The organism is Hoeflea sp. CAU 1731 (assembly GCF_039888615.1).
In the GTDB taxonomy this organism is placed as follows: Bacteria; Pseudomonadota; Alphaproteobacteria; order Rhizobiales; family Rhizobiaceae; genus Flavimaribacter.
Genome location: NZ_JBDQQS010000009.1, coordinates 1 through 14498 on the forward strand (window position 1 = coordinate 1; position 14498 = coordinate 14498).

At 58.5% G+C, this 14498-nt stretch carries 14 protein-coding genes and 1 riboswitch; of the genes, 11 read left to right on the forward strand and 3 right to left on the reverse strand.

From position 1 onward, the window contains the following. The coding region (locus AAFN47_RS15205; protein ID WP_499810324.1) for an Arm DNA-binding domain-containing protein at positions 1–171 on the reverse strand (171 nt) is incomplete at its 3' end. Between the two features lie 229 nt (positions 172–400). Here AAFN47_RS15205 and AAFN47_RS15210 point away from each other — a divergent pair. Beyond that, on the forward strand, positions 401–814 hold the full coding sequence (locus AAFN47_RS15210; protein WP_499810100.1) for a helix-turn-helix domain-containing protein: 414 nt from the start codon (positions 401–403) through the stop codon (positions 812–814). A 26-nt stretch (positions 815–840) separates the two neighbouring features. Continuing rightward, the gene (locus AAFN47_RS15215; RefSeq protein WP_499810101.1) at positions 841–1716 is read left to right on the forward strand and encodes an IS3 family transposase; all 876 of its coding nucleotides are present in this window, start codon (positions 841–843) and stop codon (positions 1714–1716) included. Positions 1717–1842: 126 nt separating this feature from the next. Here the strand turns inward: AAFN47_RS15215 and AAFN47_RS15220 are convergent, their stop codons facing one another. Together AAFN47_RS15220 and AAFN47_RS15225 are read right to left on the reverse strand one after the other, a co-directional pair. Next, on the reverse strand, positions 1843–3486 hold the full coding sequence (locus AAFN47_RS15220; RefSeq protein WP_499810102.1) for a diguanylate cyclase: 1644 nt from the start codon (positions 3484–3486) through the stop codon (positions 1843–1845). Positions 3487–3808: 322 nt separating this feature from the next. Then, on the reverse strand, positions 3809–4345 hold the full coding sequence (locus tag AAFN47_RS15225; protein WP_499810103.1) for a hypothetical protein: 537 nt from the start codon (positions 4343–4345) through the stop codon (positions 3809–3811). 314 nt (positions 4346–4659) lie between these two features. On the opposite strand from AAFN47_RS15225, the gene AAFN47_RS15230 reads away from it, so the two are divergent. From AAFN47_RS15230 to AAFN47_RS15270, 9 genes are all read left to right on the forward strand, one after another. Next, a complete protein-coding gene (locus AAFN47_RS15230) occupies positions 4660–5763 on the forward strand; it encodes an aryl-sulfate sulfotransferase (protein ID WP_499810104.1) in 1104 nt (367 codons plus the stop codon). A 22-nt stretch (positions 5764–5785) separates the two neighbouring features. Further along, a complete protein-coding gene (locus AAFN47_RS15235; RefSeq protein WP_499810105.1) occupies positions 5786–6748 on the forward strand; it encodes an ABC transporter substrate-binding protein in 963 nt (320 codons plus the stop codon). A gap of 24 nt (positions 6749–6772) precedes the next feature. Beyond that, the gene (locus AAFN47_RS15240; protein WP_499810106.1) at positions 6773–7540 is read left to right on the forward strand and encodes an ABC transporter ATP-binding protein; all 768 of its coding nucleotides are present in this window, start codon (positions 6773–6775) and stop codon (positions 7538–7540) included. Next, complete coding sequence (locus tag AAFN47_RS15245) at positions 7537–8352, forward strand: ABC transporter permease (RefSeq protein ID WP_499810107.1); 816 nt, start codon at positions 7537–7539, stop codon at positions 8350–8352. The genes AAFN47_RS15240 and AAFN47_RS15245 overlap by 4 nt, the downstream gene beginning before the upstream one ends. A 140-nt stretch (positions 8353–8492) precedes the next feature. Further along, positions 8493–9521 (forward strand): LacI family DNA-binding transcriptional regulator, encoded by a 1029-nt coding sequence (locus AAFN47_RS15250; protein WP_499810108.1) that lies wholly within the window; start codon positions 8493–8495, stop codon positions 9519–9521. 75 nt (positions 9522–9596) lie between these two features. Beyond that, a riboswitch (cobalamin riboswitch) is annotated at positions 9597–9811 on the forward strand. A gap of 145 nt (positions 9812–9956) precedes the next feature. After that, a complete protein-coding gene (locus AAFN47_RS15255; protein WP_499810109.1) occupies positions 9957–11900 on the forward strand; it encodes a TonB-dependent receptor plug domain-containing protein in 1944 nt (647 codons plus the stop codon). Between the two features lie 6 nt (positions 11901–11906). Then, entirely contained in the window at positions 11907–12743 is an 837-nt protein-coding gene (locus AAFN47_RS15260) for an ABC transporter substrate-binding protein (protein ID WP_499810110.1), read from the forward strand. Then, the gene (locus tag AAFN47_RS15265; protein ID WP_499810111.1) at positions 12740–13729 is read left to right on the forward strand and encodes a FecCD family ABC transporter permease; all 990 of its coding nucleotides are present in this window, start codon (positions 12740–12742) and stop codon (positions 13727–13729) included. The genes AAFN47_RS15260 and AAFN47_RS15265 overlap by 4 nt, the downstream gene beginning before the upstream one ends. Before the next feature lie 5 nt (positions 13730–13734). Beyond that, positions 13735–14496, forward strand: a complete 762-nt coding sequence (locus tag AAFN47_RS15270) for an ABC transporter ATP-binding protein (protein ID WP_499810112.1) — start codon at positions 13735–13737, stop codon at positions 14494–14496. Positions 14497–14498 lie beyond the last annotated feature (2 nt).

The following is a 14498-nucleotide window of genomic DNA, read 5'->3' on the forward strand; positions in this document are numbered from 1 at the left end:
CGGATCGACCTTTCGGCTGAGCAGATCCCTGGCGTCGAACGCCGCTCTTCGTGCCTGCGCGATTCCCACTTCGGGATAGGCGCCCAGACCCATATCGCGGCGCTTGCCCGTAAGAGGCGAAACAAATCGGATGATCCATTTGCCACGTCCCTTGGGACTCGAGGGAAACAGAAAAAGGCCCCGAACGCGCGACCGACCCCGCTCATGCCTTCTCCTTCCAGAAGGCGGGCGACAAAACGAAGACGTTCTTCCATATCCGAACTCTCTCTCCACGGCATCAACACCTCCCGCAAAGCGAAAAGTGTTACCCATGTGTCCGGTGCGTTTTGGACTGAACCCCTGGACTGAACCCCATAACAGAGTCAGCGAAATAGGTTACAGTTCTCTGTAAGGAGAATTGATGTTTCCGAAGAAAAAGCCCCGCGGTTTCAGCCGTGATTTCAAGCTGAAAGTCGTTGAGCGCATGGAAGCCGGTGAGAATGTGGCAGCCCTTGCGCGAGAATTGGATGTTCAACGTCCACGGCTCTACCGGTGGCGCAACGCGTTTCGCAGCGGAGGGAAACGTGCGCTGCGCAATCGCCGCGGCCGTCCGGTCTTGCCGCCAGCTGTTGAGATGGCAAACTCACGCGATCCATCGCAAGAAGCACGGGATCTGGTCGAAGCACGACGACGGATCGCAGAACTGGAGCGCAAGATCGGCCAACAGCAGGTGGATCTTGATTTTTTCAAGGAAGCCTTGCGGCATTTAGAGGCGTCACGCCGGCACAGCAGCGTGCCTGGCGAGACAGCGTCTTCGCGAGCATCCAAGCGATGACGTGCCGGCAAGGCGAAGGATCGAAGTTGGCGCCTTCGGTTGCCAGGATGTGTGCGCTTGCCGGCGTTAGCCGGGGAGCATTTTATCGCGGTTGGGGTGAACGGGCGCCGGGCGAGGCAGAGACGGCGCTACGGGATGCTATCCATCGTTTGGCCTTGTCGCACCGTCACTACGGCTATCGTCGCATCACCGCTCTGTTGAAACGGGAAGGATGGGTTGTGAACCACAAGCGTGTCGCCCGTCTGATGCGTGAAGACAATCTGTTGTGCCTTCGCAAGCCGGCATTCAGGCCGGCAACGACGGACAGCCTGCATGACTGGCGGGTCTGGCCGAATCTGGCGCGCCGGCTGGCGCCGATGGCGGTTAATCAGTTGTGGGTGGCCGATATCACTTATGTGCGGCTGAAGGAGGCTTTCGTTTATCTGGCCGTGATCCTGGATGCCTTCAGCCGCAAGGTGGTAGGCTGGTCGATGGCAAATTATCTGACGGCGGATCTAGCAGTTGAAGCATTGGCGATGGCATTGGCCGATCGCGAGGTGATCGCCGGAGGACTGGTCCACCATTCGGATCGGGGTGTCCAGTATGCCAGCAGCGACTATGTCGAACGCCTTCAAACCGCAGGCATTTTGCCGAGCATGAGCCGTGCAGGATGTCCCTACGACAATGCAATGGCCGAAAGCTTCATGAAAACGTTGAAGGTGGAAGAAGTTCATACCTCAGATTACAACGACCTGGAACACGCACGATCCGCAATCGGCGCGTTCATCGAGACCGTGTACAATCGCCAGCGACTACACTCGGCTTTGGCATATAAGTCGCCAGAGGAATTCGAAGCCAGTTCACTGGGCGCAACTGCAACGTCGCATCCCGTGGACCAATTGAACTGTCACCAATTTATCTGACTCAATAAACGGGTTCAGTCCAGTTTCGTCACCTATGTCTCGGGTCGCTCAAAAGGGTCCATTCTTGTCACTTGATTGACGTTTTCTGTGGCGCGTTTTTTCCAGGGTCGGCGTTGAACAGACAGCTCAAGCAATGGAATTTTCCTGCGGATCCGATGAATCGTCGGGTTCATGCCAGGAACCCGGTTTGGCGCCGGCAAGGAAGTCTCCCCAGAAAACGTCGCGATTGCGACCGTTTATCTTGGCGCGATACAAGGCGACGTCGGCGGCCGCTGTGACTGAATCGAGCGTCGAGCCGGTCTGCGGCGAGAAAGCAATTCCTGAGGAAAATGTCAGTCGCATGTCGCCGAGTTCGTCCAGACGCGCGTCGCTGATCCGTGCGCGCCACTCGGCGCATCTGCGTTGAACACGCTCCCGGTTTGTGCTCGGTATGACAAACAGAAATTCCTCGCCGCCATAGCGAAAGACATGTTCTCCTTCACGAACCTCATCGTTAAGCATGTCCGCAAACGTCTTGAGCACCGTGTCCCCGACAGCGTGTCCGAACCGGTCGTTGACCTGCTTGAAATTGTCGATGTCGATCAGGATGACGGCAACTTCCTCGCCCTGCCGGGCGTTTGCGATGATCAAGGGCAGAATGTCGTTGGCGTGACGCCGGTTGTGCAGTTCGGTCAGCGGGTCGCGTATGGCGTCCTCCTTGAGGAGGTTCTGAAGCCGTATGTTTTCCTCCAGCCGCGATTGCAGATCCCGAGACATTACGGTCATTCTGTCTTCAGCCGCCTTTCGCAGAGTGACGTCCCGCAACACCAGCATCTTTCCCGCGCTCCGCCCCCAGGGTTTCACCACCTGGGACGAAACCTCGTACGTTTTGCCGATTTCCTTGAATCCGACCAGCGGAGCGTTGTCGTTGCCGGGCAGGGGGGCGTCGGCGAAAGCCGACAGCGGATGGCGTTCGTCGAGTATGTTGCCGATCGGCCGTTCGGGCAGTCCGGGTAGTTTTCGCGCGGCAGGATTGAGCTCGAGAATGCGCTTCTTGCTGTCGAGAACGATAACCGGATCCGGCAGAACCGTGAATATGATGTCGCGGGCGATGGGCGGCGCCTGGAACAGTCTGCCGAAAGACTGGACCAGCAACATTACGACTGCGGTCAGGGCGAAGGCGAAAGGCGTCGGATCGTCATTGAATATGCGAAATTCCCGGAAGACGAAGGCGGCGTTTGCAATCCAGGGCAGCGACATTGCGCCGATAAGCGCCGCGAACTGCAGGCGATGGCTTCCGGCGCGCCGGCGCGCCATGAAGATGACTGATACTCCGGTGGCGGAAATAGCGGTGTAGACCATCCCGAGCACTGCGAAGAAGAACCAGCCATGGGAGAAGCTTGGCCGCTCCACGTTGGTGACGCCCGTATATAGCCAGTTATGCCAGTCATTGGTCAGCGCAATAACGCAGACGAAGGCGCTCACTGCGCCGATCAGCACGAGATGCCGGTACGTCTCGATGCGTTTGCCTCCCGCATAGCTGAGAAAACCCAGAGCCCAGTAAAGCGGTGCTCCAGCGATGCCGAACCAGGCCAACTCGCAGTACAGAATCTTCGTGTTGAGATCAGGCGTGTTGAATCGCAGGACCACACAGGTGATCCACCACATGGCGGCGAAACCGGACAGCGCAAAGGCCCGCTGTCCGGGACTCCTTGGGGAACGGAGGATTCCGAAAACCATGGCGATCGCCAGGATGTCTGCAACCAGTAAAAATAGAAACGAGTTGTTCACGCGGATCCCTGCGACAGTCCTTACAGTAATAAACAGAATGTTGCTCGAACACAGTTCGACTATATTATCATGGTTGAAAATAAATAACGAAATACAAATTTTTAATTGCAGACAAAGACAAAGTCGAATTTCGTCTGGTCAGGCGCCATTATATAATAGCGCCTGACCACAATTTCGGAAAAATGGAAAAATGCGCGCCCGACGACATCCGTCGCCGGACCGCCCCCGAAATTCTGCAGTCGGATGCGCTATCCGACCGGTCGACCATAAAATATCTGATCGAAACGGGCGTCAGGATCCGCGCTCTCGGATCGGTCGAATATCAGTTCGCAAGCGACTTGTGGCATTCCCTGGCCGCTTCGATCGCCTTGAACGTTCCCGTAAGATCAATGATGAAGAACCAGGGCTTGTCCGGGAAAGCCAGTAGTTCATGACCCTTGGCGATCGCTTCGACAAAGCCCGGATCGTTTGACAGGACGTAGCCGCCGGAATAGTTGCCTTTCAGCTCTCCGCTGCGCACGCCGTAGGATTCGCCGGCATAGACCTTGCCGTCAACAGCGATCGCGATTGGCGTTTGCGGGGCGATTTTGGCGTCCTTTTGGGTAAAGACCCCGACATAGACCGCCGACAAATCCTTGGTCATGCCCATTTGCATGGCATTGCCGTCATCGTCGGATCGCTCGATCAGACAGCTGCCGCGGTCGGCGTCGGAATAGACTGTCCAGTCTCCGGACTGCTTGTAAACAACAAGCGTGTCGCCGGATGCAGGCACGATGTCGGAGATCTCCATCGCATAAGCCGCGCTCCCTGTCGTCAGAGCAAGTGTAGTCGATAATGCAAGTATATGACGTAGTTTCATGGGAAACTCCTCAATAGGCAAAAATCAAGAGCCAACCTTATGGTTGATTCGCGGCACAGTATTCCTGAATCGCTATTGTCTTCAAGAAGGAATTCTTCCTTTGTCCGCTATGTGCGCCAACAGGTATTTGAACTAAATGGCGTGTTTTCTTTATCGTGCGGCGTAACATCCGAAAGAACTCCCAACCATACTACGCGAGGCGCAGACTTCCAGGGTCAGGGCAACGGGCTTTACAAATCCGCATTGACATATGCATCTATTTTTGATAAATCGTTTTTTTGGGAGGAAAAAACGATTTACTAGGTTTTTTCCGCATGAATCTGCCTGTCGATCAGGTTACCCTCCGCAGACGATCCCTTAGAACCGTCGCTTACGATGCATCGCGTTCCGCAGGCGGGCTGGTGTTATATGCGCCGCAGGCGAGCGCCAAGGCGACGCTTGCCGAACTGGACGGCTGTATCGTCCATGAATGGTCCCTTCCCACACGACCAGGTCGTCATGCGGTATTGCTGGCGAACGGCAATCTCGGGCTGAATGGCGCGCACGCACAGAGGCCTGACTACTATCCGGCTTGGGATGTCTGGCAGGGCGGGCTTTTTCTTGAGATTACTCTAGACGACCGGATCGTATGGAGCCACGAGGACGATCTCCATCATCACGACGGGCGCTGGCTCGCCAACGGAAACCTGCTCTACACAACCGCCGAACCACTTCCCGCCGAAATCGGGCGGCGCGTGCTCGGCGGTCGGCCTGGCGCATCCGACATTATCGTCGGCGATGTCGTCAAGGAAGTGGATCGCAGTGGCGAGACGGTCTGGGAATGGCGCTCCTGGGAGCATATCGATCCGGTGGCGTTCCCGATCAATCCCGTGTTCGACCGCAATCACTGGCCGCTGATCAACGGCCTGCATCTCCAGGACGACGGTCTTGTTCTGATGAGCCTGAGAACAACATCAGGCATCATAGCCGTTGACCGAAAGTCCGGCGACATCGTCTGGACCATCGGTCCGGAACTGCTTGCCCAACAGCATTCTCCAGTCGGGCTTTCCAACGGCAATGTTCTTGCCTTCGACAATGGCAACTATCGACCCGGCATAGCCGTTCCGTATTCAAGGATCGTGGAGATCGATCCCCGGACCAACACTGTGGTCTGGGAATATTCCGATCCCATGAAGCCGTCCTTCTTTTCGCCCTATATGGGTTCGGTCCAACCGCTGGCGAACGGCAATCTGCACATCACCGAATCCGCGATGGGACGACTTTTCGAAGTGACGCGTTCAGGTGAGGTCGTGTGGGAGTACGTGGTCCCCGAATTCAACGAGTATCCTGCCGGAGGCGCGCGGACCTATGCGCCAGGACTGCATAACAGCGTGTTCCAATCTTTCCGCTATCAACATCGAGACATTCCCTGGCTCTGACGGGCCGGATTAAGGAGAAGATATGCCTATGCCGAAAACCGGAATCTTTACATCCCTGTCTTGCGCCGTCCTACTCTGTGCGGCGGCGCCGGCCGGCGCGCAGGACGATGTTCATGTGCTCCTCGACTGGTTCGCTCAGGCCACGCATGGCGGCTATATCCAGGCGGAGGAGGACGGGATCGGAGCTGACGACGACATCAGCATCACTGTTCTCGATGGCGGCCCGAAGATCCAGACCATTCCGCAGGTCGCCTCCGGACAGGCAGAGTTCGGCGTCGGGTACGCGGACGCCGTGTTGATCGCCCGGTCGCGCGGCGCGCCTGTCAAGGCGGTCTTTGTACAGGCTGATTTCGTTCCCTACGATCTCGTCTACCACTCCGATCCGGAAGTGAAATCGCCGGCGGACTTCAAGGACATGAAATTTGCGGTGTCGCTCGGCGCGCCGTACTGGGAGTGGATCAAGAAGAAATACGGGTTGGAAGGCGTTCAGGAACTTCCGGTCACCGGCGATCTTACCATGTTCCGCACGGACCCGACGCTGGTGCAACAGGGGCTGTCCCTTTTTCTGCCTGCGAGACTGGAAAAAGAAGGGGTCGCTTTCGACGAGTTCAAGGTCGAGGAACTCGGATACCGACCCTATTATGTTCTCTACACCACCGACGCAATGATCGAGGAAAAACCGGAACTGGTGGAAGCCGCCGTGAAGGCCGTGAAGGAGGGCTGGACGAAATTCGCCGAAGATCCGACGGTCGTCAAACCGGTGCTGATGGCGCGTAACAGCCAGATTGCCCCGGATATCCATGATATGGCTGCCGAAAAACTGATCGAAAGCATGCTTCCAGCCGACCGTACGAAGATCGGTTGCATGGATCCGGCGCGCTGGGAAGAGCTTGCGGCGCAGCTTCGGGAAGTAAACATGCTGGGTGATGATTTCAGTGTTGAAGAGGCCTACGATACGTCTTTCGTATCCGGGTGCAACGAGTAACCAAGCACAGGACTTCAAGGCGCGATGGTGACGAGCGGCGGCGTTTCGGAAACAGCGATTGGTGTGTGCGAGGTATCCAAGACGTTCGATGAAGATCTGGTTGCACTCGCGCCATCGAGCCTGTCCATCCGAAGGGGCGAGTTTGTCGCGATTGTCGGACCGTCGGGCTGCGGGAAATCGACGCTGCTTCGACTGATCGCCGGAATCATGGAGCCAACGGCGGGCAAGATTTCCATGCCGGCCGATGATACGCTAGCCTTCGTGTTTCAGGAGCCTGGGCTGCTTCCCTGGAGGAACGCGCTCGGCAACGCCGAACTGCTGCTGGAGTTGAATGGCGTTGAACGACAGTCAAGACGCAAGACTGCGACAGAAGCCCTGGAAACCGTTGGCCTCGACAACTTCGTTGACGCCTTGCCGCATCAACTTTCCGGAGGCATGAAAATGCGGTTGTCGCTGGCGCGGGCGATCGCTTTTCGGCCCAGCCTCCTGTTGATGGACGAGCCGCTCGCCGCGGTCGACGAAATCACCAGGGACATTCTACAGGAAGAAATTTCCACCCTCTGCCAGAATTTGAGCCTGACAGCGCTTCTGGTGACGCATAACGTCTATGAGGCGCTCTATTTGGCTGATCGCATCGTCGTCATGTCGACGCGACCGGGACGCATCATTGACATTGTCGAGGTTCCCTTCGCCTTTCCGAGAACACCGGACGTGCGTGCGTCCACAGAGTTCACGAGGCTTGCGGCAGGTATTTCGGCCTCGCTGCGACAGGGTTTCGGGGAGCGGATATGATGCGTGGCGGACGATCCGCGTTGTCGACCGGAAGGCTTGGCGCACTCATGAACGCCGCTGGCCCGGTCCTGCTTGTCGCCGTCGCCGGCGTTCTGTGCTGGTATCTCCTTTCGGCCACCTATTATGCCGACCGTCCCTGGCTGCTTCCCGGCCCGGGCGTCGTCGCAGGCGCCGCCCTGGAAAATTTCACGGTGATTGCACAGGCGACAGTGATAACGTTCGTCGAAGCCCTGTCGGGATTTGCCATCGCCGCGGTCGGTGGCGTCCTGACGGCGGCGGTCATGAGCCAGTCGCCGTTCCTCGAGAAGAGCATTTATCCCTATGCCGTCCTGCTGCAAACGGTTCCGATCATCACGGTCGCTCCCTTGATCGTGCTGTGGTTTGGCTACGGACAAACTTCGGTCATCGTCATCAGCATCATTATTTCCCTGTTTCCCATCATCAACAATACGCTGCTCGGTTTGCGATCCACACCGAAAGTGCTTGTCGAATTGTTTGATATGCAGACCCGGAGTCGCGCCGTGACATTTTTCAAGTTGCGGCTACCCTCGGCGATGCCTCAACTGATCGCAGGGCTGAAAATCTCAGCCGGACTTTCGGTTATCGGCGCGATTGTTGGCGAATTCCTCATTGGTACGGGAGGCGGGCGCGGCGGGCTCGGCGTCCAGATCATTTTTGCGCAGGGCCAGATGCACACAGCTCTGCTGTTTGCGGAAATCTTTGCTGCGACCCTGCTTGGATTTCTTTTCTTTTCTGCAGTCAGCGCAATTGGCAACCTCGTATTGAGGGGCTGGCATGAATCCGCTGCTTGACTGTCTCGGCGTACCCTCGTCGAGGCGGATGGAAATTGGCGCCCAAAATTCGCTTGAACAAGACGCATGTTTCGGAGCGAGGAGGACTGGCGTGCCGCTTTTGATAGACCGCAACAGACTTTTCTGATTATTCAGACCCCATGTTCAGGAAGAAAAACGCCGTTTCGATTCGCGACGTGGCGAAGGCAGCGAAAGTGTCTCCGCCTACGGTCTCGAATGCGTTGAGCGGCAAGCGTTACGTTTCACCGGAGCTCGCAAAGCGAATTCGTCTTATTGCCCACGAACTCGGTTACAATCCCGATCCACGGGCGGCGTCGCTAAGGACAGGAAAAGTCAACAGCATAGCGCTGCTTTCGCCGGTCACGTCCGCCATTCCTGCGGGACGTGGACGGCTGGAATTTCTGATGGAAATCGCCGAGGCCGCAGCAACACGGGCTTTGGAGAAGGATCTGGCGCTGGTCATCGTGCCGCCGACCGGCGCGCCGAGCAGGATTATTCCCAATCTGCTGGTTGACGGAGTAATCGCGGTGGAGCCCGCCAACGACGACCAGAACCTGGATGCGCTCGTCAAACGCAGCATACCGATCGTTTCGATCGGGCGGTTTGTGGCGAGCGGCTATGACATTCCTTATGTCGATATGCACTACTACGAAATGACAATGAAAAGCCTCGATCATCTGAGACAGGTCGGCGCGCGCAAGATCGCGGTTATTTTGTGCACGGCTCAACGCCAGCTTTACTCGGAAATGCATCGCGCTTATGCGGATTTCTGCGCAGTAAACAGCATGCAGATCATCTGCCACTGGGCTGAAGAAAGCGACGCTGAAGAAGGTGGAACGGTCGCTGTGGAGACGCTGTTCTCTGACCATTCAGATATTGATGGTTTGCTTGCGCCGCTCGCGACGTTCGCCGTCGGCGCTCGGAAAGCCTTGCGGACCTTGGGCAGGAACGTGCCCGAAGACGTGAAGATCGTCACCCGGTATAACGGCATCCGATCGCGCGAGTGTGATCCGCCTCTAACCGCGATTGACCTGCATCTGGATGAGGTGGCGAAAATTGCTGTCGACATGCTCTTGTCGCATATGTCCGACAACCAGTTGGAGCGAAAGGTGAAGGTGCCTGAGCCGACCCTGATTGTCAGACGGTCGACAGAGGTCGGCTTATCTTGAAGCTGGTCTCCGGCCTCCAATTCCAGGACATCGAACAGTCACCTTCCCGCCCTTGACAATCAGGCCGGCGTCCCCCAGAAATTTGCGTGCTCTGGTTCGGACGGTTCGCCGTTCAGCCAACAGGGAATACGGTGAGGTTCGACCCGAAGGGTTTCCAATTCCGTAACTGCCCCCGCAACTGTAGGCGGAGAGCAGAGCCGAATACGCCACTGCGGAAATGCAATCCGTGGGAAGGCCGGCCTCTGCGATGACCCGCAAGTCAGGAGACCTGCCAGAGCGGCTCACCCGGTTCTTGCGCGGGGCCGCGCGAGAAACAGCGGACTATCCGTAGTGGTGGCATCTGCAACCGTCTACGGATCAGGGTTATCCCCATCCGAGGACAATTTATGTACGCGGCGACGCCTTTGGGCCGCCGGTCCTGTTGGGGGTATAATCATGAGAAGTCAGCTCGTTGTGGCGGGATCATTGCTGGTGTCCAGCGCGGCATCTGCGCAGGACGTCGAGCCGTTTGTGCTCGACACGATCATTGTCGGCGGCGGTCTCACGCCGATCGAAGCCGAGCAATATGGCCGCTCAGTCACTGTCGTCACTGCCGAAGATCTGGAAAACCGACAGGTTCGTCACGCCGCCGACGCGTTGCGCGCTTTGCCCGGCGTTGAGGTCAGCCAGACCGGCGGTGTGGGCGGCGCCGTCCAGGTGCGAATCCGTGGCGCGGAGGGCAATCATACGCTGGTGCTGATCGACGGCGTTGAAGTCAACGACCCGGCGAGCGGCGGCTATGATTTCTCAAATCTGCTTGCCGACGATATCGAGCGGATCGAGGTGTTGCGCGGCCCGCAATCATCGGTCTTTGGTTCGAACGCAATCGGCGGCGTCATTAATATCATTACGAAATCCGCCACTGAATACGGCTTTCACGGAACCGCCGAAGCAGAAATCGGCAACGAGGAAAGCGGCGGAGGAGCCGCGTCGCTGCGCTATGCGAACGAACGGGCGCGTCTGTCCCTTTCGGCTGCGCGCCGGGTGACCGGCGGCTATGATGTTTCCAACACGCCCGGCGGGGATGATGACGGCGATCAGAACACAACGCTCAACGCACGCGGCGAATTCGATCTGACGGAAAACATCACCATCGGAGGGACCCTGCGCTACGTCGATCAGAACTCCGAATACGACCAGTTCAATTTCGGCGCCGCGACGGAAGAGGGTCTGGTGACGAGCGCCGATCTTGAGCAGGATATCGAGAATTTCTTCGGCTCCGCCTACATCAGGTCCGACCATTTTGGCGGGCGCTATCGCAGCGATCTGTTCTTCGCCTACGCCAACATGGACAGCATTACCACCGACGCCGGCGCCAAGACGTCCGATTTCACGACGACGCGCACGAAATTGAGATATCGCGGCACGGTGGCGCTTGATGCGCCACAAGTGGATTCGGCAAGCCAGATCGTGAGTTTTCTGGTCGAGGGCAGGCAGGAAACCTTCCAGAACAACGACGCCGATCTGGTGTTCGATCCGGCCATGCTGGAGAAGCAGACGCGGCAGCTTTACGGTTATGTTCTGGAATATCGCGGCGGGTTCTTCGATGATGCGCTGAACCTGCAGGCGACCGCCCGCTACGATCAGAACGATGATTTCGAGGATACGACGACATGGTCTGTCGGCGTCTCCTACCTGCTTCCCAACCAGACGACCCGTTTTCACGCATCGGCAGGCACGGGCGTCCAGAATCCGACGATGTATGAGCAGTTCGGCTACAACCCCGGCACATGGATCGGTAATCCCGATCTTATTCCGGAAGAGAGCATCGGTTATGACATCGGCGTCGAGCAGCGGCTCTGGAATGATCGCGCCGTGCTTGGACTGACCTATTTCAACCAGGATCTGACAAACGAGATCTCGTCGACCTATGATTACGTGACGGGTGAGTCGACTCCGGTCAATCTGGACGGCGAAAGCCACCGCCAGGGTATCGAGGCGTCAGTCGAGGTTCAGCCTGTCAGAGGTCTTACGGTCGGCGTGGACTATACCTGGCTCGACGCCACGGATCCCGATGGCGAGATCGAGGTGCGGCGGCCCGGTAATGAACTTGGCGTGCGGGTCTCCTATCTGTTTCCAAACGGAAAGACGCGACTGGGAGCGGATGTGCGTTATGTTTCAGACCTTTGGGACTTCGATTATACTGCGCCGTCCTACGGTTCCGATTTGACCAGTCTCGATGATTACACCGTGGTGAATTTGACCGCGCAGCACCAGCTGACGGACAATATTCTGTTGACGGGGCGGGTTCAGAACCTGTTCGATGAGGAATACGAAGAAGTGCAGGGCTACCTGGCGCCGCCGCGCACCTTTTATGTTGGTCTGAGAGGTCGATTCTGATCAGTCATGACGGTCGTTGCTCGCATATCAGGCATCCTGCTGGCTGTGCTCGCCACCGCGTCGCAGGTTGCCGCCACGCCGCAACGCGTCGTGTCAATGAACCTGTGCACCGACCAGCTCGCGATGATGCTGGCGGCGCCCGGCCAGTTGATCTCGGTGTCCTATCTGGCCCGGGATCCCGAGGCGTCCGCCATGGCCGGCGAGGCGCAGGCCTTTTCCGTCAATCACGGTCTGGCGGAGGAAATCTTCATGATGAAACCGGATCTGGTGATCGCCGGACAGTATACGACGCAGGCGACCGTCTCGATGTTGAAGCGTTTGGGTATTCCCGTGGCGGTTATGGCTCCAGCCGACTCGATGGAGGACGTGCGGGACCGGATGACCGAGATGGGCGCGCATCTCGGTCACCCGGAAAAGGCAATCGCCCTTGTCGCGGAATTTGACGAAGACCTTGGAAGACTTGCTCAAGACGCCGAAGAGGGCCCCCGCGCCGCGATTTACGCTGCGCACGGCTACACATCCGGTCCGGAGAGTCTGTCCGGCGACATTCTCAGGGCGGCCGGCTTGCGCAATGTCGCCGAGGAGGCAGGCCTCGATCGTGGCGGCGTGCTGGCGCTCGAACGCCTCGTCATGCTTTCTCCGGATCTCGTCGTTCTTTCGCAGCGCCGGACCGGCAATTCACGTGCCGAGGAAATACTGAACCACCCGGCGCTTAGCGCATTGCTGGAAGAGGCGGGCGTCGCGCCTCTTACCGATCGTGACTGGGTTTGCGGAACGCCGCACGTGTTGCGGGCCATCGCAGATCTCGCGTTTGAACGCGATGCGGGTCAGGAGTCGCAATGACGGCGTATGTCCGCCTCCTGTTTGGCCTTGGTCTGCTTTCCCTTTTGCTTTTTGTCATTTCACTGCTGGTCGGTCCAGCGGGCGTTTCGCCGCATCTCAGTCTGTCCGCGCTGATATTCGGCGACGCCGGTCCGCTTTCCCTTGTCATGCGTGAAATTCGCCTGCCGCGCGCAATTCTCGGCGTTCTGATAGGGGCGGCTCTTGGTCTTGGCGGCGCGGCCATGCAGGGTTATCTGCGCAACCCTATGGCGGAACCTGGCATTCTGGGCGTGTCAGGCGCCGCGGCTCTCGGCGCTGTTCTCGCGATCCAGACCGGGCTGACGGCGGCTTTCGCGCTCGCGCTGCCGTTTGCGGCTCTCGCCGGCGCGGGCGTCGCTGTCACCCTGCTTCTTCTTCTGGCGGGACGTCGCGGCGGCACGCTGACGCTAATCCTCGCCGGCATCGCCATATCGGCCTTGGCGGGCGCGTTGACGTCGCTGGTTTTGAACCTTTCTCCCAATCCGTTTGCGGCGAATGAAATCATTTTCTGGATGATGGGCTCGCTTGCCGACCGATCCTTCCTGCATGTTGCGCTTGCGCTGCCCTTCGTCGCACTTGGCGCTTGTTTGATACTGCCGCTCGGCCGCGGTCTCGATTCGCTGACGCTGGGTGAAGACGCGGCAGAAGCGCTCGGCGTCCGCATGGTCCGGCTCCGAGTGCTCCTGGTGGCCGGCGTCGCCGCCATGATCGGCGGCGCGACTGCAGTCGCCGGCGCCATCGGTTTCGTCGGACTAGTTGTTCCGCATCTGCTGCGCCGAGCGGTCGGCGCGCAGCCCGGCCGTCTTTTGTTCGCCTCCGCTCTGGGCGGCGCCTGCATGGTGCTCGCAGCCGATATCGCGGTGCGATTGATCCTGCCGGACAGGGATTTGAAGCTCGGCGTCATGACGGCCATTGTCGGTACGCCGTTCTTTCTGCACCTCATCTACCGCTCGCGCGGTCAGGGGTAGAGGCGATGGCGTTTGTGTGCCGCGACGTGACGGTAAACCGCGGTTCAACACCGGTGGTCAAGTCCGTCTCTTTGACGATTGCGCCTGGCGAAGTCGTCGGTCTGATTGGCCCGAACGGCGCCGGAAAGACAACGCTGATGCGGGCGGCTCTCGGACTTTTACCGTTTTTCGGCTCCTGTTCGCTGGCGGAAATGCCTGTCTCAAGCCGCGCGCGCTACGCGACCTGGCTTCCCCAGGATCGCGAAATCGCCTGGCCGATTCCGGTGGAAGCGCTCGTGGCCCTCGGCCGAACGCCGCACGGCGCTTCCATATCACGCTTGTCGTCGCAAGACGCGGAGGCGGTGCGGCAGGCGCTGGAGAAGGCCGACATGTGGGCGTTTCGCAATCGGATAGCGACGCAGCTTTCCGGCGGTGAAAAAGCGCGGGTTTTGCTCGCCCGGGCGCTGGCGCAGGAAACGCCCATGCTTCTCGCCGACGAGCCGATCGCCGGCCTGGATCCTGCTCATCAGATTGCGACAATGCAGGTCTTCAAAACCCTGGCCTCTGACGGACGTTCGGTGCTGGTCGCTCTGCATGATCTCGGGCTGGCGGCGCGTTTCTGTAGCCGCCTCGTCCTGATGCAGGCCGGCCGGATAGTCGCCGATGGTCGACCGGTAGACGTGCTGACGGCGCACAATCTCGCCGAAGTCTTCGGCATCGACGCCTATAGGGTCGAAACAGCAGACGGTTTGTTGTTGCAGCCACTTGGGCTTGCAACGAAGACGTAATA

Bases quoted from the DNA above. Each gene is read 5' to 3' on its own strand.
- AAFN47_RS15210 (WP_499810100.1), top strand. From the start codon at position 401: ATGTTTCCGAAGAAAAAGCCCCGCGGTTTCAGCCGTGATTTCAAGCTG.
- AAFN47_RS15225 (WP_499810103.1), bottom strand. From the start codon at position 4,345: ATGAAACTACGTCATATACTTGCATTATCGACTACACTTGCTCTGACG.
- AAFN47_RS15230 (WP_499810104.1), top strand. From the start codon at position 4,660: ATGAATCTGCCTGTCGATCAGGTTACCCTCCGCAGACGATCCCTTAGA.
- AAFN47_RS15235 (WP_499810105.1), top strand. From the start codon at position 5,786: ATGCCTATGCCGAAAACCGGAATCTTTACATCCCTGTCTTGCGCCGTC.
- AAFN47_RS15240 (WP_499810106.1), top strand. From the start codon at position 6,773: ATGGTGACGAGCGGCGGCGTTTCGGAAACAGCGATTGGTGTGTGCGAG.
- AAFN47_RS15245 (WP_499810107.1), top strand. From the start codon at position 7,537: ATGATGCGTGGCGGACGATCCGCGTTGTCGACCGGAAGGCTTGGCGCA.
- AAFN47_RS15250 (WP_499810108.1), top strand. From the start codon at position 8,493: ATGTTCAGGAAGAAAAACGCCGTTTCGATTCGCGACGTGGCGAAGGCA.
- AAFN47_RS15255 (WP_499810109.1), top strand. From the start codon at position 9,957: ATGAGAAGTCAGCTCGTTGTGGCGGGATCATTGCTGGTGTCCAGCGCG.
- AAFN47_RS15260 (WP_499810110.1), top strand. From the start codon at position 11,907: ATGACGGTCGTTGCTCGCATATCAGGCATCCTGCTGGCTGTGCTCGCC.
- AAFN47_RS15265 (WP_499810111.1), top strand. From the start codon at position 12,740: ATGACGGCGTATGTCCGCCTCCTGTTTGGCCTTGGTCTGCTTTCCCTT.
- AAFN47_RS15270 (WP_499810112.1), top strand. From the start codon at position 13,735: ATGGCGTTTGTGTGCCGCGACGTGACGGTAAACCGCGGTTCAACACCG.